The organism is Telmatocola sphagniphila (genome assembly GCF_018398935.1).
Taxonomy (GTDB): Bacteria; Planctomycetota; Planctomycetia; order Gemmatales; family Gemmataceae; genus Telmatocola; species Telmatocola sphagniphila.
Genome location: NZ_CP074694.1, coordinates 4,242,475 through 4,266,382, shown reverse-complemented (window position 1 = coordinate 4,266,382; position 23,908 = coordinate 4,242,475). Strand labels below are relative to the sequence as shown.

25 protein-coding genes are annotated in these 23,908 nt (G+C 52.7%); 11 read left to right on the top strand and 14 right to left on the bottom strand.

Annotated elements, in window-relative coordinates; translation table 11 throughout:
• The first annotated feature begins 204 nt into the window (after positions 1-204).
• Positions 205-1,245, top strand: coding sequence for a DUF1559 domain-containing protein (locus KIH39_RS17075; protein ID WP_213500461.1), 1,041 nt, complete (start codon positions 205-207; stop codon positions 1,243-1,245).
• Between the two features lie 12 nt (positions 1,246-1,257).
• Here the strand turns inward: KIH39_RS17075 and KIH39_RS17070 are convergent, their stop codons facing one another.
• Both KIH39_RS17070 and KIH39_RS17065 read right to left on the bottom strand, forming a co-directional pair.
• Positions 1,258-1,770: a TspO/MBR family protein gene (locus tag KIH39_RS17070; protein ID WP_213494428.1), complete on the bottom strand. Its 513-nt coding sequence runs from the start codon at positions 1,768-1,770 to the stop codon at positions 1,258-1,260.
• 110 nt (positions 1,771-1,880) lie between these two features.
• The gene (locus tag KIH39_RS17065; protein WP_213494427.1) at positions 1,881-2,093 is read right to left on the bottom strand and encodes a hypothetical protein; all 213 of its coding nucleotides are present in this window, start codon (positions 2,091-2,093) and stop codon (positions 1,881-1,883) included.
• Between the two features lie 247 nt (positions 2,094-2,340).
• Here KIH39_RS17065 and KIH39_RS17060 point away from each other — a divergent pair, with 247 nt between their 5' ends.
• Entirely contained in the window at positions 2,341-3,366 is a 1,026-nt protein-coding gene (locus tag KIH39_RS17060; protein ID WP_213494426.1) for an FG-GAP repeat protein, read from the top strand.
• A gap of 43 nt (positions 3,367-3,409) precedes the next feature.
• Here KIH39_RS17060 and KIH39_RS17055 read toward each other — a convergent pair whose 3' ends face one another.
• Entirely contained in the window at positions 3,410-4,483 is a 1,074-nt protein-coding gene (locus KIH39_RS17055) for a YncE family protein (RefSeq protein ID WP_213494425.1), read from the bottom strand.
• Positions 4,484-4,497: 14 nt separating this feature from the next.
• Positions 4,498-5,430 (bottom strand): DUF1559 domain-containing protein, encoded by a 933-nt coding sequence (locus tag KIH39_RS17050; protein WP_213494424.1) that lies wholly within the window; start codon positions 5,428-5,430, stop codon positions 4,498-4,500.
• Between the two features lie 294 nt (positions 5,431-5,724).
• On the opposite strand from KIH39_RS17050, the gene KIH39_RS17045 reads away from it, so the two are divergent.
• Positions 5,725-6,045 (top strand): hypothetical protein, encoded by a 321-nt coding sequence (locus KIH39_RS17045; RefSeq protein ID WP_213494423.1) that lies wholly within the window; start codon positions 5,725-5,727, stop codon positions 6,043-6,045.
• A 16-nt stretch (positions 6,046-6,061) separates the two neighbouring features.
• On the opposite strand, the gene ftsY is transcribed toward KIH39_RS17045, so the two are convergent.
• Genes ftsY through xylA form a run of 3 tightly spaced genes read right to left on the bottom strand, consistent with a single transcriptional unit; the run spans position 6,062 to position 9,250 of the window.
• Positions 6,062-6,976 carry a signal recognition particle-docking protein FtsY gene (gene ftsY / locus KIH39_RS17040; protein WP_213494422.1) on the bottom strand — a complete coding sequence of 305 codons (915 nt, stop codon included), beginning with the start codon at positions 6,974-6,976 and terminating at the stop codon, positions 6,062-6,064.
• Between the two features lie 41 nt (positions 6,977-7,017).
• Positions 7,018-7,899, bottom strand: a complete 882-nt coding sequence (locus tag KIH39_RS17035; protein ID WP_213494421.1) for a PHP domain-containing protein — start codon at positions 7,897-7,899, stop codon at positions 7,018-7,020.
• A gap of 37 nt (positions 7,900-7,936) precedes the next feature.
• Positions 7,937-9,250: a xylose isomerase gene (xylA, locus tag KIH39_RS17030; RefSeq protein WP_213494420.1), complete on the bottom strand. Its 1,314-nt coding sequence runs from the start codon at positions 9,248-9,250 to the stop codon at positions 7,937-7,939.
• 90 nt (positions 9,251-9,340) lie between these two features.
• Between xylA and KIH39_RS17025 the strand changes: the two genes are divergently transcribed.
• On the top strand, positions 9,341-10,021 hold the full coding sequence (locus KIH39_RS17025) for a carbonic anhydrase (RefSeq protein WP_213494419.1): 681 nt from the start codon (positions 9,341-9,343) through the stop codon (positions 10,019-10,021).
• A gap of 12 nt (positions 10,022-10,033) precedes the next feature.
• On the opposite strand, the gene KIH39_RS17020 is transcribed toward KIH39_RS17025, so the two are convergent.
• On the bottom strand, positions 10,034-10,309 hold the full coding sequence (locus KIH39_RS17020; protein WP_213494418.1) for a hypothetical protein: 276 nt from the start codon (positions 10,307-10,309) through the stop codon (positions 10,034-10,036).
• A 403-nt stretch (positions 10,310-10,712) separates the two neighbouring features.
• Between KIH39_RS17020 and KIH39_RS17015 the strand changes: the two genes are divergently transcribed.
• A complete protein-coding gene (locus tag KIH39_RS17015) occupies positions 10,713-12,218 on the top strand; it encodes a hypothetical protein (RefSeq protein WP_213494417.1) in 1,506 nt (501 codons plus the stop codon).
• Between the two features lie 78 nt (positions 12,219-12,296).
• On the opposite strand, the gene KIH39_RS17010 is transcribed toward KIH39_RS17015, so the two are convergent.
• Positions 12,297-12,539 carry a hypothetical protein gene (locus tag KIH39_RS17010; RefSeq protein ID WP_213494416.1) on the bottom strand — a complete coding sequence of 81 codons (243 nt, stop codon included), beginning with the start codon at positions 12,537-12,539 and terminating at the stop codon, positions 12,297-12,299.
• A gap of 230 nt (positions 12,540-12,769) precedes the next feature.
• Between KIH39_RS17010 and KIH39_RS17005 the strand changes: the two genes are divergently transcribed.
• Positions 12,770-13,459, top strand: a complete 690-nt coding sequence (locus KIH39_RS17005) for a nucleotidyltransferase family protein (protein WP_213494415.1) — start codon at positions 12,770-12,772, stop codon at positions 13,457-13,459.
• An 82-nt stretch (positions 13,460-13,541) separates the two neighbouring features.
• Positions 13,542-14,633 carry an outer membrane protein assembly factor BamB family protein gene (locus KIH39_RS17000; RefSeq protein ID WP_213494414.1) on the top strand — a complete coding sequence of 364 codons (1,092 nt, stop codon included), beginning with the start codon at positions 13,542-13,544 and terminating at the stop codon, positions 14,631-14,633.
• Positions 14,634-14,710: 77 nt separating this feature from the next.
• On the opposite strand, the gene KIH39_RS16995 is transcribed toward KIH39_RS17000, so the two are convergent.
• Positions 14,711-15,742: a DPP IV N-terminal domain-containing protein gene (locus tag KIH39_RS16995; RefSeq protein WP_213494413.1), complete on the bottom strand. Its 1,032-nt coding sequence runs from the start codon at positions 15,740-15,742 to the stop codon at positions 14,711-14,713.
• Between the two features lie 86 nt (positions 15,743-15,828).
• Between KIH39_RS16995 and KIH39_RS16990 the strand changes: the two genes are divergently transcribed.
• A complete protein-coding gene (locus tag KIH39_RS16990) occupies positions 15,829-16,443 on the top strand; it encodes a hypothetical protein (protein WP_213494412.1) in 615 nt (204 codons plus the stop codon).
• Position 16,444: 1 nt separating this feature from the next.
• Here the strand turns inward: KIH39_RS16990 and hisI are convergent, their stop codons facing one another.
• The gene (gene hisI, locus KIH39_RS16985) at positions 16,445-16,819 is read right to left on the bottom strand and encodes a phosphoribosyl-AMP cyclohydrolase (RefSeq protein WP_213494411.1); all 375 of its coding nucleotides are present in this window, start codon (positions 16,817-16,819) and stop codon (positions 16,445-16,447) included.
• Positions 16,820-16,977: 158 nt separating this feature from the next.
• Here hisI and rsmH point away from each other — a divergent pair, with 158 nt between their 5' ends.
• The gene (gene rsmH, locus KIH39_RS16980; RefSeq protein ID WP_213494410.1) at positions 16,978-17,844 is read left to right on the top strand and encodes a 16S rRNA (cytosine(1402)-N(4))-methyltransferase RsmH; all 867 of its coding nucleotides are present in this window, start codon (positions 16,978-16,980) and stop codon (positions 17,842-17,844) included.
• 38 nt (positions 17,845-17,882) lie between these two features.
• On the top strand, positions 17,883-19,631 hold the full coding sequence (locus tag KIH39_RS16975) for a LysM peptidoglycan-binding domain-containing protein (RefSeq protein WP_213494409.1): 1,749 nt from the start codon (positions 17,883-17,885) through the stop codon (positions 19,629-19,631).
• A 63-nt stretch (positions 19,632-19,694) separates the two neighbouring features.
• On the opposite strand, the gene KIH39_RS16970 is transcribed toward KIH39_RS16975, so the two are convergent.
• Together KIH39_RS16970 and KIH39_RS16965 are read right to left on the bottom strand one after the other, a co-directional pair.
• A complete protein-coding gene (locus KIH39_RS16970) occupies positions 19,695-20,318 on the bottom strand; it encodes an RNA polymerase sigma factor (protein ID WP_246539324.1) in 624 nt (207 codons plus the stop codon).
• Positions 20,319-20,802: 484 nt separating this feature from the next.
• On the bottom strand, positions 20,803-21,228 hold the full coding sequence (locus KIH39_RS16965) for a hypothetical protein (protein WP_213494408.1): 426 nt from the start codon (positions 21,226-21,228) through the stop codon (positions 20,803-20,805).
• A 374-nt stretch (positions 21,229-21,602) separates the two neighbouring features.
• Here KIH39_RS16965 and KIH39_RS16960 point away from each other — a divergent pair, with 374 nt between their 5' ends.
• On the top strand, positions 21,603-22,553 hold the full coding sequence (locus KIH39_RS16960) for a DUF1573 domain-containing protein (protein WP_213494407.1): 951 nt from the start codon (positions 21,603-21,605) through the stop codon (positions 22,551-22,553).
• 6 nt (positions 22,554-22,559) lie between these two features.
• Here the strand turns inward: KIH39_RS16960 and KIH39_RS16955 are convergent, their stop codons facing one another.
• Positions 22,560-23,858, bottom strand: a complete 1,299-nt coding sequence (locus KIH39_RS16955) for a PP2C family protein-serine/threonine phosphatase (RefSeq protein WP_213494406.1) — start codon at positions 23,856-23,858, stop codon at positions 22,560-22,562.
• Positions 23,859-23,908 lie beyond the last annotated feature (50 nt).

Sequence of the window (23,908 nt, the reverse complement as noted above, 5' to 3'; positions counted from 1 at the left end):
GTCAGAAAATAGTGGTTCTGGTCGTTTTAATTCGCAGGGTAAAAACCAGTCGAAATATTGCATGTCAAGATCGGTGATAACTGCATCAGAAGTTGCGGTGATGATACTACATGCTGTTTTTCAGAACTTGGCGGCTGCCTTGTCGCTAGGGTGAAAGTTCGAAATTGGGTATACTGGGTAATGCAAAGCTTTCTGGAAGGCAATATGAGACGTCGAGCATTCAGTCTGGTGGAACTCCTGGTGGTGATCGCCATCATCGCCATTCTGATCGCCTTATTATTACCGGCCGTGCAGAAGGTTCGGGAAGCAGCCGGACGCATCTCGTGCACCAACAATCTGAAGCAATTCGGACTGGCCTTACAAAACTATCACGATGCCGTCGGTTCTTTTCCGCCGGGGATGACCGTCAACGGCAGCAGCGTGGCCGAGACCGGCACCTTCAGTGGGCTTGTTCCGCTCCTTCCTTATCTCGAACAGGATAACTGGGCCCGAATCTGGGATCCGACCAAGACTTGGTATCAATCACCCAATTTCGATATCGTGCCAATTCAGATCAAAGTCTTTTATTGCCCGAGCAATCGCACTTCGGGCGTCATCGATACTTCCTTCCTTGTCCCGTTCGCTGGCCGGCCGTTACCGAATGTGGCTTCCGCGGATTATTTGCTCTGCAAAGGGGCAAATGCGGCTTTGTGTCAGTACACTCAAGTTCCCTGGACTGCTCGCGGCGTGTTCGATGTGAACACCAGTACGCGCCTAACCGATATCACCGATGGAACCAGTAACACCTTTGCCATGGGCGAAGGTGCGGGAGGCAATCCCAAATACGGCATCCGGCGCTGGTATCCGGATACCACGCCGGCCCAAGGATTATTTCCCGGGCAATCCAGCAACATCGACCAGAGCTGGTCTTCGGGACCGATGGCTACTGTAACACTTAATACGATCGGTTATTTAGGTGGAGCTTGTCTGGGCGTAACCGCCGAACGGGGCGGCAATTCGGATCCCTGGAATGAACCGATGAACAATCCGCTGGTCCTACCGGCCCTCTCTTTTCACAACGGCTGTATCAACAGCGGCACTGCCCCCGGAACCTATGACATTATTTCCGGATTTCGCAGCGTTCATCCTAACGGCTGTAATTTTCTATTTTGTGACGGCAGTGTTCGATTCATGGTCCAAACTATCAATCCAGACACTTATCGAGCTCTCTCCACCATGGCTGCGGGGGAAGTGATTGGGGAATAGATTAACTCACTTTCAGGAATTCATCTGCCAAATCCTAAAGTTCAGAGCCATTGCAAAACTGACCCAGGCGATATAGGGAAGCAGTAAACCTCCTGCCAGTGTTTGGACGCGCAGAAAAGCGATTGCTGTTGCCAAAAGTGCCAGCCAAAGTAGCCCGATATCCAGCAGTGCTAAGCCGAGGTCATGGATTCCGAAAAACAAAGGGGTCCATATCGCATTCAGGATTAGTTGAACCAAAAAGAGCGCTAGTGGCCCTCTCTGTGCCCTCCATCCCCCTTGTCTCCAGACATACCAGGCCGCAACGCCCATCAGGATGTAAAGTGTTGTCCAGACCGGGCCGAAAACCCAGTTTGGCGGATTCCAGGAGGGTTTTTGCAGTTCGCGAAACCAATCCCCTGTAGAGATGAAAACGGCACTAATCGATGCCGTGCAACTCAACCCAATCCATCCTAGCAATGCCCAGAGTTCCTGACTGGTCGTTCTGGGGGAGTTCCGATGGCTCGGCGTTATAGTATAGGAATCCATGATTTTTTTGATCTCGGGTTTCGCGAAACGCGCGGGAGTTCTCAATCCATCTATAGACAGTCGTCTAACCGACTTCGACAGTCACATAGACGGCTGTGCGAATTATCATTTCAGTCCTTTTTGTGTTCCCCATGATCTGAGGACGGCTCTGCACCGGGAACCGGACCGTCGTGTTTGCCGCCGCGTGCAATCGTTTTCCCAGTATCGAGACGCTCGCCGCGTTCTTCGGCTGGATTCAAATCCTCTTTGTTAGTTTCCGATACCCGGTGGGGATCATTAGACGGTTGAGATTTCTTGGCAGGTTCTTTTGGGGAAGGTTTCATGGATGTTCTCCTGGGTTTTGAGCTTTGCAGCGTAAACCGTGCAACTTTGATACCGCAAACGCGTGCGTTTATTGAAACGGGGGGAGCTCAATCAGAAGGTTACAAACAGACCTAAACTCCTAGAGAATAATTGCTTACGTTCAATAATTGATTTCGAGTTGGCCAGCTATTTGCTACCATTGATCTCAGGGTAATTTTATTCAGATAGATCAGAGACCAGGGCGGGTCGAAAGCATAAGGAATTTCCATGATTGAGAGCTTCTCGCTTCGTTCGGCTCAATTACGTCTCGAGCCACTCGAACAACGGGTGGTGCTAACAACCACTTCGAAATTGATGTATGCGATCGCACCCGGGTTCGGAAGTGCCGCCAACATCAACGTTTACAATGCAGATGGGAGTTTACGTTTCATCATTAAAGCCTTCCCCGGCTTCCTCGGCGGCGTCCAAGTAGCTTCAGGTGATGTGAACGGCGATGGCTACCAGGATCTGATCGTCGCGGCTGAAGTCGGTGCCGGGCCGCATATTCAGGTTTTCGATGGCAATAATGGCAGTATGATTCGCAACTTCTTCGCATACGATCCCAATTTTATGGGTGGCATCTCGATCGCGGCGGGGCATATCTCCAGCAATGTTTACGAGGACATCATCACCGGGCCGCTTTCAGGAGCAGACCCGCATGTGGAAGTATTCAATGGGATAACCAATCAACTCGTACGCAGCTTCGATGCTTTTTCTCCGAGTTATCGCGGCGGAATTTACGTTGCGGCGGGCAACACTCAGACCCAGCTCAACGACGATATTATCGTGAGCATGGCGAGTTCGAATCCGAGTACCGGCAATCCGCTAGTCAATATTTTCAATAGCCAGACCAGCGCTTTGATACGCAGTTTTCAACCCTATAGTTCCAGCTACTACGGCGGTATCTATTTGGCGTCGGCGGATGTGAGTGGCGATGGATATGCCGATATCGTGACGGGACCTACCGACGGGGCACCGGCTAACGTCGAGATCTTCAACGGCTTCAACGGTCAGCTGATTAAGAGTTTTTATGCGTTTGGTAATTCGAATTCGACAACCGGCGCCCGCGTCGCTGCCTCCGACCTTCAAGGCAATTTGAGAGCGGATATTATCGTGGCAACGGGACCGACTCGCACGCCTATCGTGGACATATTCCAGGGAATATCGGTATCTCCCTTCCTGCAAACTCCTTTGTTCTACCAGCAATATACGGCGTTCTCTTCGGACTACTTCAATGGGATTTATGTGGCCTGATCTCGTTCGCCAATCGCAGGTTGAGATTTGGTAATAGGTATCTCTATTCGGGGACAGAGTATTCCCGAATCTCAGCAGGCTGACCCTTTAAAGGTGGAACGGCAACATACACAGTGCGTTTTTCCGGAACGAATAATCCGGTCCGAGTATGGGCGGGTATCGGTAGAGTATGTTGAAGGATCGGTTTGCCGGTTTTATCGACGCTATACGTGGCAATCGCGGCTCCATTGCCACCATAATTAGATCCAGAAACGGCCTGACCCCCACCGATAACGATTACCTGCCGGGTTTTTGCATCCCAGAATAGGTCGTCCGAATCGGGTGGACATTCTACATCGCCGATAAACTCACCTTTGGACGCGGTAAGTACGATCAATCTGGCCGGAAATCGTGTGCTAAGAAGCAGCCTGTCGTTGGTCTCATCCCGGCTGAGGGCAAAATTTCCTCCCCGGCCTTTCAGTTTTATTTCCCAGTGAATTTTCCCTGTTGTCGCATCTAGACAAAGCAGCGTTCCATCTTCGGTTGAACGCTTGCCGGCCGGCATGTTTACAAACAGTCGGCTGTCTTTACTCAATCGGAATCCTTCCGGCATTTTGGGAAACTTAAAAGAACTCTTCTCTGCTAACGTCTCGGGATCAAAAGATTTGATTCCCCCTGGACCATCGCCGCCATAGCTCACCCAGATCCGACCTTCCGATACGCGCACATTGTCGGCGTCCTCCCCCACCGCGATCGATTTCTCGATCTTGAAGCTTTTGAGATCGACCCGGTGCAATTGGCCGTCCCCGCCGGTGGTGACATAGGCCTTGTTTTGATAGATTCCCACTCCTTGCGGTTTCGCTAAGTTTGGGAGAGTTGCGATTCGCTTTCCCTTTTTGAGATCGATCACTTCGAGAGAGCCATTGGCTTTGCAGGCAACGAACAGACAGTCTGAATCGGGATCGTATCCCAGGTGATCGAGCCGGCCGATGATGCCGGTTCCATCGGCTTTGCCGCCGACACCTTCCAAAACAAAGGTGCGGTTGAGTTGGGGAGCAGCAATGGATTCGCGATTCTTCTCCGATTTTTGAATTCCGGGATGGAGAAAAACCAGTGAGAAACAAGCTACTTGCCACATGAAACACCCAATTTTTAGTAACTGTCTTCCGAAAGAATTTCTCCGCCCGACTTGGTGACCAGCCCGGCGAAAATATCTCGATCCAGTCCCACCCGGAGAAAGTGCACCGACCCGTCGCAGAAGACGGCGTTGGCTCCTCCCGTATGGAGAGCATAGATACCCCGGCTATTGTCGCAATTTATGGTACAGGGGCCACCTTCGGTGAACCCATCGGTTGACCAGGTTTTATAAATGCAGGATTGATAGGAGGCCCAGGGTCCCCACCAGTTCGGGAAACGCAAGCCGGCATTCGTAGGCTGTTTATTACCCATAACGTACCAATCGGGACGTCCCGCCATTTCGGCCACGAGTAACGTGGAGGAAGTTCCGTCCGTAATATCGGTAAATCGACGCCGGGTTCCCAAACCTAGAGCCGGACAGTTCGATTCATCGAGTGCCGCCGCGTAGCGAGCCGCGGGCCACCAGTAGGCATCGACGCAATTCGGAGCAAAGTAATCGCCCACGGCCGCCGAGATTCCAGTGTTGATTCCTACGATGGGAGCATCATCGTCGGTGATGATCGAAACGGTTCGGTTAGCGGGGGTTGAAGGACATTGATAAATTTTGACGGGTTGCGAAACTGCCGAGGCGTTTGACGGATCCCAGAAATTGGCCGAGAAGTTGTAGAGTTTCGCCAGTGGTTCCTGCTCGATATACGGCAGAATGAAAACACCCCAGCCGCTATAGGGAACCCAAGATTGCCCACGCGGTGGCAAGCCGCCTAAGGCCGATTCGTAATTATGCATGGCCAGACCGACTTGCTTCAGATTGTTCTGGCACTTCATACGGCTCGCTGCTTCACGAACTTTCTGCACAGCGGGTAGCAATAAGCCGATCAGAACGGCGATAATTGCGATGACTACCAAAAGCTCGATCAGTGTGAAGGCTCGACGAACCACTCTTCTCATCCTAATCTCCAACTTAAATTCAACGAGGCTAGATAGCCACGCTCACCTGTTGGACGGCAAACATCCGGAATTATTTCAAAGTGAAAAGAAAATCTGATAAATCGTTTGGAATTCAATTACAAATTGCGAGTGAGAAGGAGTTTCACTTGAATCGGCCGGAAATAGATCCAGATCGATACACTGGCATTAGAGAGTGAGTTTTGATTTGGTAAGCAACTCATTCCTGGAATAATATTCATAAAACTGCATGTTCTCGCTCGATGAATTAAAGACTTCCCGCATCTGGAGGAACACATGGGCCGTTTCGTAATTGTGGCGTATGCTCCCAAGCCGGGGCAGGACGAGGCTCTTCTGAATGCCGTGCGCAAGCATTTGGCGGTATTGCGAGGAGAAAATCTGGTAACAGATCGACCCGCCTATGTCATGCGAGGGGCGGATGGCACCCTCGTTGAAATCTTCGAATGGTTATCGGCGGAGGCTATTGCGAAAGCACACTCTTTGCCCGCCGTGCATGCGCTATGGGCTGAGTTCGGGGCGGCGTGCGATTACAAGCCGCTGAATACCTTGGCCGAGTGCCAGCAACTCTTTGCGGAATTCGAACCAGTTAACATCTGAAATGCCAAATGATCGTTTACGTCTTCTCAAACAGGGCGGCGACGTATTCATCGGGATTGAATATGTCGAGGTCATCCAACCCCTCACCGACGCCGATGTACTTAACTGGCAGCCCCAGCTTGCTCTTGATGCCGAAGATCACGCCGCCTTTGGCCGTGCCATCCAGTTTAGTGAGAATAATTCCCGTGCATTTGACGGATTTGGAAAACTCCTCCGCCTGTGCGATCGCATTCTGTCCCGTGGTGGCATCCAAAACCAGTAACACTTCGTGAGGAGCCCCCGGTATCTGCTTCTGAACAATGCGATGAATCTTTTCCAGTTCCCGCATGAGATGAGTTTGGGTATGGAGCCGGCCGGCGGTGTCTACGATTAGCACATCAAATTCGCGGGCTTTGACTCGTTCGCAGGCGTCGTGCGCCACGGCCGCCGGGTCGGAGCCCTGCTGATTTTTGACGATCTCCACGCCGATCCGTTCGCTCCAGATCGTCAATTGTTCCACGGCGGCGGCCCGAAATGTGTCACAGGCCGCCACACAGACCTTTTTGCCCTGTAGTTTCAGATTGTTCGCCAGTTTGGCAATGGAAGTGGTTTTGCCCGATCCATTCACACCGGCGATCATGATAACTGTGGGTCCGCTCCCAGCAAATTGGACCCCTTGAGTAGGTGCCGAAAGCATTTCACGCAACTGTTTCTTAACGAACTCTTCGACTTCCCCGGTAATTTCCTTGTCGATGAACGATTGCTTCACCCGATCGACGATTGTGGCTACCGCAGCGCCGCCCACATCGGCCAGGTAAAGGCGTTTTTCCAGCTCGGTCAGGAATTGCTTGTCTACCTTACCGCGGCCGCGTACCAGATCGACCAACCCGCCGAATACTTCGCGGGTTCTCGTCAGGCTTTTTTTGACTTTCTTGAAGAACGAACCGAGCATGGATTTTCCTGAATGCAGATCTGGATCAGTTAAAGGTCCGATTATTTCACGGAGATTGACACTTGTTGATGTACGGAGAGAAGGTGCCTCCAGTCCACCGGAGAGATTCCCCGTTGGCCCAATGCCCGAGGACCTTTATCATCGCCATGGAAATCGCTGCCGCCGGTGATGAGTAGTCCGACTTGTTCCGCGACTTCTCGCAGTTGCTGTGTCCTACTCGATTTTCCCCAGGGATATTCGCACTCCAGCGCATCGAGACCCAGGAATTTCAGGTCCTGCAGTTCCTCTGTCGTCAAATGCTGCGGCGGGTGGGCCAAACTGGTCAACCCACCGGCCCGATGCACCATGTCGATCATTTGCTCTAAAGGGACGCCGACATGAGGCAAACTCGTCTCCGACGGCAACTTCAGGTGCTTTTGAAAAGCTTCGGTGCTGCTCCGCGCCTGGCCAGATTGAATCAGATGCCGGGCGAGATGCCGTCGGCCCAGGGAGCGGATCGACTCCTCGAAGAGATTTTCGATCTCCATTCGGTAACCGGCTTTTTTCAAAAGTTCCAGTCTGGCCCGCAATCGTTCTCTGCGTTGCTCCCGAAGAAGGGCCAGCAGCGTTTGTAGTTCCGCATGTAGAGGGTCGAAAAGATATGCCAGAAGGTGCGTTTCCCGATCCTTGTATCGGGTTGTGATTTCCACGCCCGGAATGAGAGTGAGTGATACCGAGGGGATTCGAGATGCTAACTCGAAACCGTAGGTGGTGTCGTGATCGGTGATGGCCAGAACCTGAATTTTCTTCTGAATGGCTTGCTGGATCAGGAGACTGGGAGCCCAGTCTCCATCGCTGGCAGTGGTATGAGTGTGTAGATCAATTCGGCTCGAACTGGCCGAGGCCATTTGTCGGCACAGTTGCGTGAAAGGGGCGCCTTTCATCGCGTGATACGAAATGAAAGGCTTACGGGAGCGCGCATTAGCGGATGTACCGGTTGATGATGTTTTCAAGCATTTCCTGTCGACCCGACACGTTTTTGGCCGAATCGCCTTTTTCGAGCATGTATTTTTCCAGTTCTTCGAACTTGGCTTTGCCCGCTTCGATATCGGCACCAATTCCGCTATCCCAGCTCGAATAACGTTCTTTGACAAAATTCTTCAGCAGCCCATCCTTGCGGATGGCCGCGGCGATTTTCAGGCCCTGCGCGAAGGCATCCATCGAGCCGATGTGAGCATGGAACAAATCGATCGGTTCGAAGCTTTCCCGGCGAACCTTGGCATCGAAATTCAAGCCACCGGAACCGAGGCCACCCTGTTCCAGAATGACCAGCATGCACTGGGCCGTCAGGTAAAGGTCGGTGGGGAACTGGTCGGTGTCCCAGCCGAGTAGCAGATCGCCGCGATTCGCATCGAGCGAGCCGAGCATGCCGTACGAAGACGCATAGGTCATTTCGTGCAGCATCGTATGCCCGGCCAGGGTCGCATGATTCGTTTCTATATTAAACTTGAAGTCCTTCTCGAGCCCATAGGTCCGCAGGAAGGCCATGCAGGCGGCACAGTCGGTGTCGTACTGATGCGTGGTGGGCTCCTTCGGTTTCGGTTCAATCAGAAACTGGCCGGTAAAGCCAATTTTCTTTTTGTAATCGACGGCCAGACTCAGGAATCTGCCGAGGTGATCGAGTTCACGTCGTAGGTTGGTGTTGTAAAGGTTCATGTAGCCTTCACGGCCACCCCAGAAAACGTAGTTCACGCCACCCAGTTCCTTGGTCACTTCCATGGCCTTTTTGACCTGGGCCGCGGAGTATGCGAAAACATCCGCGTTAGGCGAAGTGGAAGCCCCGTGCACGAAGCGAGGATTGCTGAAAAGGTTGGCCGTACCCCAAAGAAGCTGAATTCCGGTCCGTTGTTGTTCCTCTTTGAGGGCTTTAACCACTACATCGAGGTTTTTATTCGTTTCAGCGAGGTTTTTTCCCTCTGGCGAAACGTCCCGGTCGTGAAAACAATAATAGGGGGCACCCAGCTTTTCCATGAACTCGAAAGCGACTCGAACTCGCTTCACGGCCATCTCGACGCTATCCGTCCCATCCTCCCAGGGACGAACGGCACAGCCGGGACCGAAGGGGTCGCTGCCGGTGCCTCGGAAGGTGTGCCAATAGCAAACGGCAAAGCGAAGGTGATCTTTCATCGACTTGCCATCGATGATTTCCGCTTCGTTGTAGTGTCGGAAGGCGAGCGGATTTCTGGAATCCGGTCCTTCATAAGCGATTTTGGAGACTTCAGGGAAATACGGCATTGCCGCTACCTCTAAGTATTCATTAAAGCAGCCTGGTTGTTAGTTTATAGAGGATAGCGCAGGAACAAGGTAGACTCGGGAGAATCCGCAATGCATCGATTGATCAAGGGAATACATGAATTTCAATCGACCGTTTTCCGGTCGAAGCGTGAATTCTTTGAACATTTGGCCCATGGTCAGAAACCGGAAACGCTGATGATCACCTGCAGCGATTCCCGCATTAACCCCAACATGATTACCCAGACGGATCCGGGCGAGCTTCTAATTCTTCGCAATGCCGGGAATATCGTCCCGCCCTATGGCCCAGATCTGAAGGCGGGAGAGCAGGCGACCATCGAATTCGCCATCGAAGGTCTGGGAATTAAGGATATTATCGTGTGCGGGCATTCCCACTGCGGCGCGATGAAAGGGCTACTGAATAAAAACAGCCTGGAGAAAATGCCTTCTTTGAAAAATTGGCTGGAGCATTCCGAGCTGGCCCGAATGATCGTGGAAGAACGCTATCAGGCAACCACCCTGGGGGAACGACTGAATATCGCCACCCAGGAAAATGTTCTGGTTCAATTGATCAATCTTCGAACGCATCCGGCCGTCAGCCGGGCGTTGAACGAAGATCGCGTAAAGCTGCATGGCTGGGTTTACAAATTCGAAACCGGCCAGGTCTTCGAATACGAACCTGAAAGCGGGCAATTTCTTTGCGTAACGACGATGGAAGTGGGCTCGAATCGCGATCCCGAAGATTCGGAATCGCTGGAACGCTTTAGTATTTAAGTTCCCGGGAAATTAAGCCGCGGCCGTAGCCATCTTTTCGACGGGTACTTTCAGGGAAGTCTTGTGCTTCCAACGGCCAGCGTCGGCCGCGCCTTCCCATTGTTGCAGCGAGATGGTTTCGGCCAGCATCCGCTCTTCGTCGTCGAGAACTTCGTTGAAAGCCGTGATGTACCCGGAACGAATTCGGGTCGAGGATTGACCGAGAAGCAACAGCGCTTCCGACCGGCCATCCTTAAACGTAACCATTGCACGCCAACCCTGGGCTTTGTCTTCGGTTTGATAAAACATGCTGCAGACCCTCCTTGGCCACAAACGAGTGGTGAATCAAAATCCGTGGGGAGTATAAGTGCGCCAAAACGGGTTCGAAGTCAACAAGTTTTTTGGAATTATTACAATGATTTTAGCTTGAACAATCTTTGTTCCCCAGTTCTGAGAGTGGATACGGGCCGCGAAAATTCGACTGCCATCCTAATCTTAATAATACCATTTTTGAGAGTCATAATACTCCTGGCTAGGACCGTTACTTTCGGCATGCACGGAGTTTACGTCGCAACGATTCTTTTCCCGGCGCGCAATCTGTTTGACACCGATTTGTTAATGTGGGTAATATTAAAGAAGCGGTATCGCACCACATCTTGCCCGGTCTCCGACCGGATGTCTGAGTGTTTGCACGCTTCAGGGAGTTTTCGTTATGGCGAAGAAAAAAGAGGGGGCTGGCCAGGGATTGATTATCACTCTGGTGTTTTTCGTCATTCTGTCCCTCATCTTGGGGGCATTGACCTACTTTGGTTACTCGGAACAGGAAAACCTGACCAAAGCGAAGGATGAAGCCACGAAGAAGTTGGCCACGGCTCAAGTCGAAGTGGAAGAGCAGCATGCTCGCCTTCTGGCGGCCCGCATGGCCATCGGCGTGGAAGAAGCCAAGGATCGATCCGATTTCGAAGGCTTGCTCGGTAATCGCAAAAAAGATGTCGTCGATGAACTGAATATCATCAAGGGCAAATTGGGAGATCGCTTCCACTGGGATAATATCGCTGGTTCGGATGCTCCCGCCGCCGCTCCCGCAGCCAGCATGTTGCAACTCCTCGATAACTCTGCCAAAGATTTGACGAATGCCCGGAAGGCCGAGGAAATGGCCAAGAATGATGCCAAGCAGGCACGCGATAACGCCGCTAAAGCTCAGGATTTGCAAAAAGCCGCCGAAGATCAATTCAACAGGAACATTGCCGACCTGAATAAGAAGTTCGGCGACTTGAACACTCGCTACGAAACCGAATTCAAGAAATTCGCCTCAGGACTGGATCAGCAGGGAAAAGAGTTCAGCACCGGGATGAACGCCCTGAAAGACGAGAAAGATCAGGTGCAGCGTGATCTGGAAACGGCAGCTAAAAAACGGGATGAGTTCCTGAAACTCAACAAAAAACTCATTGCCGAGCGGAGCTTCGACGGTCCGGATCTGATTAAGAACGATATGAAAAAAGGCTCCATCACCCGAGTCGATGGCGACTTTGTGATCATCAATCTCGGTTCCGCAGTCAACGTCCGCCCGAATACGACCTTTGCCGTTCTGCCCCAGGGGGTAACCTGGCGGGATAACAAGGAAAAAGAAAAGCTGATCAAGGGCCGAGTCGAAGTGGTGGAAGTGCTCGATGCTTTCTCCTCGCGAGCCAAGATTCTGAATCAGGTTGAACCGATCCGGAATCCGATCACCGGCAAGGATGAGTTGTACAACCCAGCCTGGTCCGCCAACGAACGAATTCATGTGGCCTTCACGGGCGCGATCGACCTGCATGGTTTGGGTCACGATTCCAATGAAGAATTCATTCGCATGCTCGAAGGTATGGGCGTAATCGTCGATTCCTACCTCGACCTGAAGACCCGGGAAATCAAGGGTCCTGGAATCAATCTCAACACCAAGTTCCTCATCATCGGCCCGGATGCCAAGGCTCCGGACAGTGGTTCGGATTCAGTGAATGTCAAAGATCCCCGCTTCGCAACTTATCTGGAAATCACGAGTAAGATGGGGGAAATGAAGACTGCAGCCCGGGATGCGGGCGTGCAGGTGGTGGAAGCTCGCAAGTTCCTGAACTTCATGGGGGTCCGTATCCCCGAACGTCAGGAACCAGTCGACTACGGTTATCTACCGCCTTCGCGCGGCGAAAATAAGGCCGATACGAAGCCGGAAGAAAAGAAATAATAAGAACTTTCCTGGAAACCTAAGGCTCGTATCTCCAACTACCCAGTTGGGATGCGGGCCCTTTTTATTTCAGGTCCGTTACTTGTTCAGATCTTTGGGAGGAAGAATTTCCTCATACCCGCTAGGAGTCGCTTTAGCCGGGGCCGGCGTGATACTGGCCGGAGCGACAATATTTGCCCCGCCCGTTACATTCGTGTTGTAGTAGTTGCAGCTACCTGGAACCGGATCAGGTCCGCAGTCGCATTTACCCCCGACATGGCTGCAACCTTGGTTCACCAGAATGGCGCCACAAACGCCGAGCAGTGCTATGATTCGTCGCATGAGATCCTCTCCGTGATAACTCGCATTATCTCTTTCGTAGCGGATTTATCGACTATTCCGAAACGCTGGCTTGACTATATTCCCGTTACTATCGCTATCTCTGGAAAGTCACCACCTAGTTTTCGCCGAAAAAATTTACGCCATTACCGCAAATTAACACCCTCATTTTTACCTCGAATCCCATACCATGCTAAAATCAATTTCTTCCTACTTCGAAATTGAGTGACTTCATGGACGCTATCATTCTGGCTGCGGGATTTGGTACCCGTCTACGCCCCCATACGGAGAAAACTCCCAAACCCCTTCTGGCAGTCCAGGGACGGCCTATCCTCGATTGGATCATCGGCGCACTTCCTCCCGTCGATCGGCTGGTCGTGGTAGTTAATTATCTGGCCGAGCAGGTGGAAGATTATCTGAAGCAACAGCAACACGTGAAGAATTGGGTCACGGTTCGGCAACCGGTCCCGCGTGGTACGGGCGATGCGCTTATGTCCTGCAAGAAAGAGATTGGGAGCGACCGCTTGCTCGTACTCAACGGCGACGATCTTTACGGGGTCGAAGATCTCTCGAAACTGGCATCCAAATCCGCCGGGATCATGACCTATCCGGTCGACGAACCGAAAAAATTTGGCATCGTTTTTCCTCGAGCGGATGGCACGCTGGCGAATCTGATTGAAAAACCGAATCTCGAAGGCCGACATCTTGCGAATATCGGAGCTTATCTATTTCCCAGAAGCGTTTTTAACATCGAACTGCCGCTGTCTCCCCGCGGAGAGTATGAAATCACCGATGCCGTGAGCACGCTGGCCGCGCAGGCTCCGTTTCACATCGTCGAGGCCAAATTCTGGCTTCCGATTGGAACCATCGAAGCCTGGCAAGGGGCTCAGACGGCGGACGTGTCGCCGGCTCGCAAGAGCTGAGTCGGGCTTTTCTGTCTGCCGTGCTGTCCTGAAGCCTACAATGAGAAAAGCCTGAAATTTTTCTCCTTGGGGATGCCGCAACATGATGTCTCCGCTTTCGCTTCTGGTTTTTCTTACCGGATTGAACTCTCAGTACGTTAGTGACTGGCCCATTTTTCGAGGGGACGCCGCGCAGGACGGCATTCGTCTGGAAAAGTCCCCGGATAAACTCGAGCAACTTTGGAAATACAGTACGAAAGATTCCATCGAAGGGGCACCCGCCATCGTCGAGGGGGTGGCGTACGTTGGCTCCTACGACGAACACTTGCATGCGATCGATATCAAGACCGGCAATCTGAAGTGGAAAGTGAAACTCGGGCCGATCAAATCCTCCCCAAGTATCAAGGGAGATCGGATCTACGTCGGCGATGTCGATGGGAAACTCTACTGTCTCGAATTGAAAACCGGTAACAAAATCTGGACCTTTGAGACCAATGGCGAAATCACCGGCGGGGCCAATTTTTATAAAGACCTCATTCTCATTGGTTCGCACGATGAAACTCTCTACTGCCTCGAAGCGAACGGCAAGAAGAAGTGGGAATTTAAAGCGAATGGTCCGGTCAATGGAGTGCCCTCCGTCGTCGGCAATCGCACGTTTGTCGCGGGCTGCGATAATAATCTGCACATTATTGAGATCGAAACTGGCGCAGAAAAAGCAGCCATCGATCTCGGCGGTCCCTGTGGTGCTACGGCCGCGATTTCAGGCGAAGAGCTCTTTGTCGGCACGATGAATAACGAAGTGATTGCAGTGGATTTGAAAAAGGAGAAAATCAACTGGCGATTCGCAGCACCCAGACGACAGCAGGCATTCTACTCCTCGGCCGCCGTGACTGATTCTCTGGTAATCGTCGGCAGCCGGGATAAGAAGCTTTACGCCATCGACCGCAGAAAAGGCGAGGCTGTTTGGGATTTTTTGACAGATAATCGCGTTGATTCTTCCCCCATCATTGTGGGGGACAAGATTTTCATCGGGTCCCTGGATCGAACTTTCTACGTGCTGGATTTGAAAGGGACCAAACTGCAGCAATTCGATTTGGACGGGGCCATTATCGGCTCCCCGGCGTACTCCGACGGAAAAATCCTACTCGGCACGGACAAGGGAACCGTTTTCTGCTTTGGTTCTAAGAAGCTGTGATAGAATGATCGAAATGGCAAGTAATGCCTGAAGAATGGGTCAAATACACCCCTTCTGGCAGAGTCTCTAAGTAAAATTTACGGTTTCACGAAATCGGCGATGTACAACTGCGTCGGGCTGCGGCCATCCCGACTGCTCGTCCACAAGATCTTCGTGCAATCGGGACTGAAAACAGGCAATACGTCCTGACCCGGTGCATAAGTCAGCCGGGTGGTTTTGCCCGTTTCGATATTCATCCAGTAAATATCGTAGTTCGGTCGCTTCGTCTCATCGGAATGATCGGCCGCCGTGTAGATGATATGCTGGCCGTCTTTGTACCAGTAGGGAGCCCAGTAAACCCATTTGTCGTTGTTGGTCAACGCTTTTTCGCCGGTACCATCCGAATTGATCACATACAGTTGCAGCCGATCTTTTTCTTTGCGATCGCTCCGGAAAATCACTTTTTTGCCATCCGGGCTGAAGAACGGACCACCGTTGTAGCAGTTCGGCGTGTTGGTCAACTTGCGAACGTTGCCTCCATCGGCATCCATGATGTACAGGTTCAGGTGCCCATCGCGGTTGGAACAGAACACAATATGTTTGCCATCCGAACTGTAGGAACCTTCGGCGTTGTAGCCCTTGCTGTTAGTCAGGTTCTTGAGTTTGGTACCGTCCAAATCGGCTTCGTAAATCTGCATATAAGGATCGAAATCCCAGGAATAGCGACGGCGTCGACCGGTCTTGGCGTCTTCTTCGCGCCGTTTGAATTCTTCCTCTTGCGTTTTCTTGACTTCCGGATCGGTATGGCTGCTGGCGAAAATGATTTTCTTCCCATCTGGTCGAAAGAATGCGCAGGTGGTCCGTCCCTGCCCGGGGGAGATTTTCCGATAGCGCCCGCTCTCCAGATCCTGAATGAAGATCTGATAGAAAGGATTTCCGGTGCCTTTCTCCTCGGCCTGATAAATGATCTGTTTGCCATCGGGACTGAAGTAACCTTCCCCCGCGCGTACGAAATCGGAGGTCAGTTGTTTGATATTCTTCAGATGGGCCGCTTCCGCCTTTTTCCAGTCTAAATCCGGGCTGGCAGGCGGTTGCAACAGCAACGACAGGGTAAACAGGAAGGAAAGCATGTCGAATCCTTTTTCGTCTTGCTACTTATCGAATCAGTTTAGAAACTAACCTTGGAGATGATTCTATTCAATTATTGGAGCAAACAATGCTGTTCGCACAGCAAGTGGACCAGGTCGCCAAAAAGTTGGAGAGCGCTGCCCAGGACCCGGAATATTTGACATATATCGGAATTGCAGTCGCGGTCATTTTGGTAATCGTCGTCCTCGTCAAATTTTTTGGCGGTCCGAGAACTCCTCCCGATCTGGAATCCGGACTTAGAGAGAATCTCAAAGAGTTTCCGCCTCCGCCCGCCGCGGGACAGCGAACGCTGATTTTCAACGGCCTGGAAACCCGCATCCGGTTAATCGTCGTAGCTCCGCAAGGTAAGCAGAAGCAGACGATTACCGCCCAGGATGTGCCTAATCTCATGGGCGATCTGTTGAGAGGATTACAATCGGTCGTCAAAAGCGATAAGCCGCGCATCAAGGTCTGGCCGACCCAGTTGTCTATCGACGGATTCGCACCGACTTTCCACCGGTTGGTCGCATCGCCCGATGCGGATAAAGCCAAGTCCAAGTGGATTCGGATCGCCGGACCGGTGAAAATCGGCGGCATCAACTATCTGGTGGGTATGGCCTTGTGGAGTGCAGAGGCCACGAAAATCGGCAAAGTGATTATGCAGCCGACTTCCTGGGGCAGCGATTTAAGCATCGAAGGTTGATCTAGCGGTTGTAAACTTCGGACGGGTCGAAGATTTTCTCGCCGACAATTTGCAACCCGTCACCCGCCACGCGCCGAAAGAAACAGCTTTCGTAGCCTTCGTGACAGGCCGCGCCCCCTTTTTGGGTGACTTTCAGCAGCACGGCATCCAAATCGCAATCGACGAAAATCTCGCGGACTTCCTGATAATGGCCGCTCTCTTCGCCTTTACGCCAAAGCCGATTCCGGCTTCGGCTGAAGTAAACTGCTCGACCCGTTTTTACAGTTTCCTCGAACGCTTCCTCGTTCATCCAGGCGATCATCAGGACCGTACCCGTATCCGCATCCTGAGCAATAGCCGAGACCAGTCCGCCCGCTTTTTCGAAGTTCAGTTTCATAATTGTTATTGTACAGCCGGCTACCCAACCGTCCAAAGCGCTTCGAATCTACCCCAATGATCCATCTTCGCGCCCTTGTTTTATTTTCCCCGCCGGGGATGATAGCCAAGTCGCTCTTGACCGGTTTGAAATTTTGACTTATCACCGATGGTCGTTCTATGCACAGGTCCGTCCTGCCGATTGAAACTCTGGAACTGCTGGCCCCGGCAAGCGGGGAAGTCTGGATCGATGCCACGGCGGGGCTGGGTGGGCATAGCCGGCTGATCGCGGAAAAATTGCTGCCGGGCGGGATGCTGATTGCCCTGGATCAGGATCCGAGCATGCTGGCCTTGGCGAAAGAGAATTTAAAAGATCTGCCGGTCCGCTTTTTCCACGCTAACTTCGACCAGTTCGAAGCCGTGCTGGAAGAGTTGAAATTAGAAAAAGTGAACGGCCTTCTCGCCGATTTGGGCATTTGCTCCGAGCAACTGGACGATCCCCAGCGCGGCTTGAGTTTCCAGAAAAACGGGCCGCTCGACATGAGGCTCGATACAACCACCGGTCGCCCGGCGGCCGATCTGGTGAATCGACTGGAAGAAGAGGAACTGGCCGACATTTTCTACCACTACGGGGAAGAACGGCTCAGTCGGCGAGTGGCGCGCAGAATTGTCGAACAGCGAGCTGTTCGGAAATTCGAAACGACGGAGCAACTGGCGGAACTGGTTCGAAGATGCGTTCCGCGATCGCCCGGCCAGCGAATAGACCCGGCCACCCGAGTTTTTCAGGCTCTGCGAATTGCGGTGAATGAAGAACTGGCGGTACTGGAAAATCTGTTGCGGATTTTGCCCCGGCGAATTGCACCCGGGGGACGAGTGGGAATTATCAGCTTCCACTCGCTCGAAGATCGGCCGGTCAAGCAGGCCTTCGCCGACAAGGATATCTGGGAGTCCCTGACCCGAAAACCGGTGCAGGCGGGCGAAGAGGAATGCCGGGATAACCCGCGTTCCCGAAGCGCTAAACTCAGAGTGGTAAGAAGAAAAGCATAGCAGAGTGGACCTCTGTGCGTCGAGATAGGAGATCTCAAATGGCTGGCGATAACAAACCGATAGAAATGAAACCGATTGATCTTAAATCGGTGGAAATGAAGCCCGCAGCCAAGCCGACCAGCGAGGCCCCGGAATCGACTCCGGCGAGTGGGGGTCTGGCCCGTGAAACACGTTTGGGTTTGGCGGTGGCCGGTTCCTTTGCCGTCATGGTGGGCGGCATTTTCGGTGTGAAGCAGCTCTCGAAAAGTGCGAACTTCACCAACGAAAAGCCCAACCAGACGCTGGCCAAGCTGGAAGAAGTCAAACCGGTCAAAGAAGCTCCGGTCGAGCCGTTCCCGGAGAACCCCGGCGAAATCAAGATCGACCTGAGTCATATACCCAAGATGCCGGAGCCGGAAGTTAAGAAACCCTCGGAGTTGGAAACGCCCTCGCTGAATTTTCCGGATTTGAAGCCGGTCAATCTTCCCGAGCCGACCCTTCCCGCTTCAAAGCCGAATGATCTTCCCGAATCCAAATCTTTGAACCTAAGACCCACCGAGGGTAGTACGCTCGAACCGAGCGTGTCGACTCTGCCTCCGCTGACGCCGGGGAATGACGATTTCAGCAAATCGCCGAAAATGAATCTGATCAAACCGGTATCGTTTGATGAGCCGATCAAGCCGATTGATCCACCGGTAAAAGAACCCAAGCTCCCGGACATAAAGTTGCCGGGGGGCGGAGATGAGAACACGAAGAAGCCTACGGATATCACTCCCCCGAAAGACCTGGCCCCACTGACGATTCCTTCCGCGGATTCCATCAAAGAACCTGGTTTGCCTCCAATTAACACCAGCGCTTTGGCGATTCCTAAGTCGCCTGAGAACAACGGTCTCGATAAGAAACCGGAATTGCCTCCTTTGGGAGGTTCTTCACCTGAACTTCCGCCGATCGACAAAACCAGTAAGTCGAGTCCGGAACTGTCGAAACAGGATATCCCAAAATTGGACATTCCCAAAGTGGATATACCGAAATTGGGAGATGACGCTCCTGAAACATCACCTAAAAAAGATTCCCGCAGTAACGGCTGGAAATCGCTGGATACGACACCACTGGATGGTGGTAGCGGCACTATTAAATCAATCCCGAAAAATACCGAGCTGCAGCCGACTCCCTCGAATCTGAATAAGCCGATCGACATCAAGATGGAGAGCAGCGAGATCAAGCCGGAGCCGAGTCGCACTACGATCAAGGTTCCAGCCCGGACCATGGAAAATCGCGAACCGGGGACCGTACCGACTTCATCGGCCACCCGTTCCACCAATCGCGATTACGACGAAGATTGGCACGATATCAAAGCCGATGACAGTTATGCCGCGATCAGCAAAAAGTACTATGACGACGCTTCGTATGCGAAAGCCCTGCAGGCTTACAACGAGGCGAATCCTTCCAGCGATCGCAAGAAACTGCGAATTCCGCCGATCTGGGTGCTGGAGCAGAACCACGGCAAGTTCGTACCCGTGAGCAACATCAAGACGACTTCCCTGACTACTCCGGCTTCTGATCGTCGCGATCTGTCTCCTCCGCCGAGCGTGGACAATCGGGACGAGAAGTCCAACTCAAATGATCCTTTCGCCAGCTTGCGGGTTTATACCGTGCAGGGCAACGGCGAAACTTTGAAAGATATCGCCCGTCGCGTGCTCGGGAACGAAAGCGCCTGGCAGTCGATCAAGAAGTACAATATTTCGGTGAACGAAAGTTCGGAATTGCCGGTGGGCACCAAGTTGTACATGCCGCCGGGCACCCCCTGATAAGGGGGCTATCGAAAAGTGAATTAACGCGAAAAGGACGAGGTATTCCCTCGTCCTTTTCCTTTAAACGGCTAACGCTTTTTGCTTACTGGAGATCCGGCGCGGGCGGTTCGCCGGGATGTTTTCATTCGGAGTGTCCTGCCGGCCATCCTCCAGGACATCCTTCAGTCGCAGGCGAGCCACGTGGAGCCGACGTTTGATCGTTCCCACGGGAGTTTCGAATTCCCGGCTCATCTGCTTGAGCGACCGGCCGCGCAGGTAGAAGGCTTCCAGCGTCTCCCGATCGAGCGGCTTCAGCTGCTTCAGGCCTTCCCGCAGTTCTTCCTTGGCTTCCGACCGTTCGATCGATTCCAGGGGAGATTCGCTCCGGCCGGGAACCGAATCGAGAAACTCCGGTTCGCTACCACGCACCAGCCCCTTCCGGGTCAGGCGGTTGATGGCCATGCGTGCCGCGATTCGACGCAGCCAACCCGCGAAGCAGCGCGGGTCGCGCAACTGTGGCAGCTTTCGCATACCATGCACGAACACTTCCTGGGTCAGTTCCTGAGCCTCATTGGTGTCCTGAACGCGGGTCATCGCCGTGGCGAAGACCACGCCCTGGAAGCGTTCCACCAGCGTTCCGTACGCTGCTCGGTCGCCATTTTGTGCTTTCAGCACCAGTTCCGTCACTTCCGTCCAGCTCATCATTATTTCCTGTCTCGATCCATGAATTTTGTTTGGACCGCCAGACGGGATCAGTCCTTCCTTCCCGGATCAAATAGCGGAAGAAAGCACTGGACCTGCACCGGAGCATTCCCTGCCTTATTGCGGGATTCATCAGCTCGCTTCGCTCTACGAAGCAGCTATCCCGGCAGTGTGATGAATGCGGGTGTCATCGGCGGTTGGCTATCGGATTTCGGCGCAAATGCCGAGGTCCGGAAGCCGTTGTGAAGTGCGGAGAAACGAGAGTATTCAGCGGTTGCTTGCGGAGGCAGGCGGACCGGTGAAATCGGCTGTTTTCAGCAATTCACGCAATTCCAATCGGGAATCGTAGTCGGTTGTCGGGGTCGCGTTATCGACCTATCATCCCCATCGAATGGTACTTGTCTGAAAGGGTTCTTCGCTTCGTCAGAAGCCTTCGCCCAGGTCAGTGAGGACCAAATTTAGTAGATGATGTCTATAACGCCGTTCCTTATCTGCCCTGGTCTGGGGCCGTTATCGAGACTTGCAAGTTACCTTGCAATTGTCCCTGTTTTTGACCGGGAGTATCGTTCGATTGGCAATCGCGATAATCCACTGAGCGGTCTAAACGGGACGTCCCTACTACGGTCCTGTTCGTAAAACTCGTCCTATCACCTGCTGGGATCGGTACGGTAAACGAACGCCCGGCACAACCAACATCACATGCGTCTGCGAGTCGACCGACTCGTGTGGGTTTCCCACTGCGTTTAGTGGGTAGCTCACTCGAATAAATCGTCTCCGGCATATGTGGCGACAGAAGTCGCCAATGAGACAGGCTGGAGGAGTCCTGACCCATCATACCGACAACGACGTTACGATTCCGCAGGGCCAGATTGGCTTGCAGATTGATCGCCGCGTTTTGGTTGATGATCGCCATGGATAATCCTCCAGTAAACAAGGAGTGAAGAGAGTGCTCTCTTCCTCGAACAAAAAAATACCTCGCACCTTGAGGCGCGGGAATCTTCAAGATTATAACGCCGCAAGATTCAAATCTTGCGACATTTCGTCGAAAATTTTCCCAATTCACCGGGTAACGATACCCCTGAGATGCTTTTGAAAAGCTTCAGGTTCGCGCGGAATGCGATATTTTCCAAAATATTTTTGAATGTCGCCCAAAAGGCCCCGGGGAGCGACTGCAAATATTCAAACGGGGCAAAAACCGCCATCGTTTGATAAATTTCTGCCAAATTCCGTCCCGAGAAGCTTTAAGCTCGCCTTGCACATCCGGATGCGGGGGATTATTTCTAGTGAATGATTGCTAACCTACTATTCTGGCTGTTTCTAACCCAGGCGAACCCGCCACTGACCTTCGACACCACAAGGCACGATTTTGGGGCCGTCAAGACGGGCACGATTCTGCGAAAAACTATTCAGTTGAAAAACGACTCGGCCGACTCGGTAGAAATCACCAATATTGTCACGGTTTGCGGCTGCCAACAGCCAAAGATCGGGCAGAAAAAGCTGCCGGCGGGTCAATCGACGACTCTCGAATTTTCTCTGAATACCATCACCCAGAACTCCGGCCCAAATCAATGGAAAGCTACGGTCCAGTATTCTCAGTCGGGGAACAGCTACGAAAAGGAGATCCTTTTCACGGCTCAATTGACCCGGGAACTTGAAATCACGCCAGTGCAGATTGCCGGGAATTTTGAATCGACATTTGAAACCAAAATTGTTCTCCACGACCGGAGAGCTCAACCCAAAGCGGTACGAGCCGTTCGCACCAGCCTCACTTTTCTGGAAACTCATATCGGGCTCATCGACGCTTCCGGGACACAGACCATCGAGCTCAAAACCAAGGCCAATATGCCCGTGGGGGAGTATTCCGATATTCTCCTTCTCGATACTCAGGATCCCGATTATCCCGAATTGAAGATTCCCATACGGCTGGTTAAAAACGCGGCCAACAGCATTGCAGTCCAGCCGGAGAAATTGACGCTTCGTTGGGTTCAGGGCCAGAAGGCCGTCGTCGGACGCCTGCTGCTGCGGGCGAGGGAGGAAGGCAAAAAATTCGAAATCGACAAAATCGAATGCGAACTGCCCAATTTGCAAACCAAATTCGCGCTCGCCGAAGGGTACGCGAGTGTGAAAGTGACCCTGGAAACCGAGAATTTAAAAACGGGTGAAACCGAATTGCAAATTCAGATTAAAGACCCGCTACCGCGAACGATTAAAGTTCCCGTCCGCTGGGAAGCCCCCTGAGAATCTTCAGGTCAACCGCATGAACTTGGCGGCCAGAAGCGTGCGGTCATCGCTGGGCGGGGCATCATTGGTAAACGCCGCCAGATCCTTTAAAACCGAATCCAACATCGCCTGAGCGCCCACAGGACAGGACGACAAAGCGTTATCAATCCCTTCAATACCGAAGTAATCCCCGTTGGAATTGGTCGCTTCAATCACTCCATCGGTGAAGAACAACACCTGATCGCCCGGCGTTAACTCCACGATCTGTTCCGGGTATTCCGCCTTTTCGGTGATTCCCAGAGGCAAGCGGGGTGTACTCCCCAATTCCAGCCGTTCCTGCGTTGAACAGCGAAAAAGTCGGGGCGGAATATGCCCGGCATTCGCGTAGTGCAGCGTGCCCTGGTTCGGATCGTAGACCGCATGAAAAGCCGTCACGAAAGAGCCGAACGGCCGCGTGAAATGCCGGGCCAGGTGTTGGTTCAGCGATGAAAGTAGCAAGCCAGTGGGCCACGGCGGCCCCGTGTAGGTTTTTGCCAGAGAATGGACCACGGCCATGAGAACCGCTGCCGATGTGCCATGGCCACTGACATCCGCGATCAGAATGCCCCAGCGATCTTTGGGGAGTGGAAAGACATCGTAGTAATCGCCGCCGGCCTTCGAGGAAGTCTGGTAGTGGACGGCCAGATCGAGTGTGGGAATCTTGGGGAGATTCGTTTGGAGCAAAGCATGTTGCATTCGCCCAATCGTCTGAATCTCAAAGTCACTGGCGGCCTTGGCTTCTTGCAATTTCTCCGTCAGCACGCTTGTCTGGGTCGCCCGGCCAAACAGGTTACTCATCCAGACCAGATCGGGAAATCGCTCGTGCGGGAAAGCAAACGGCATTTCCCGAGTTGCAATGACCATGTTAAGAGCCTCCCCCTGATCGTACTGGGGGATTGCGAGCAGAGATTGCTGATTCTCGAGATACTCCGCCGCCGGGTCATCCGGAGGGATTTTCAATTCGTCGATGATGACGGGAGCGTTGTTGTAAATCAACTCGCCGAAGAAACCGCCTTCGATGATCGGTAATTTACCGTTCTCTTTCCAGGGATTGACGATGTTCGGCCAGAGGTTGTAGCGGGTGACTTTCACCGCGGGAGGATTGAGGCCGCGGCGGCTGAGTGAAATGATCCGATCGGTCGGGAAAAGCTGGCTCATCCGGCGGGCGTAAACCTGATTCATCGCCTGCGGATCGCGTGCGCAGCTCAGTTCCTTCATCACTTCTACAGTGACATTCAACCGGGCTTCCCAATTCAAATTCATGGGATCGAAAAAGTTCTTCATCGCGCCTATCAGTAGACACGATCCGGCAGGGGATTACAAGCAGGAAGACG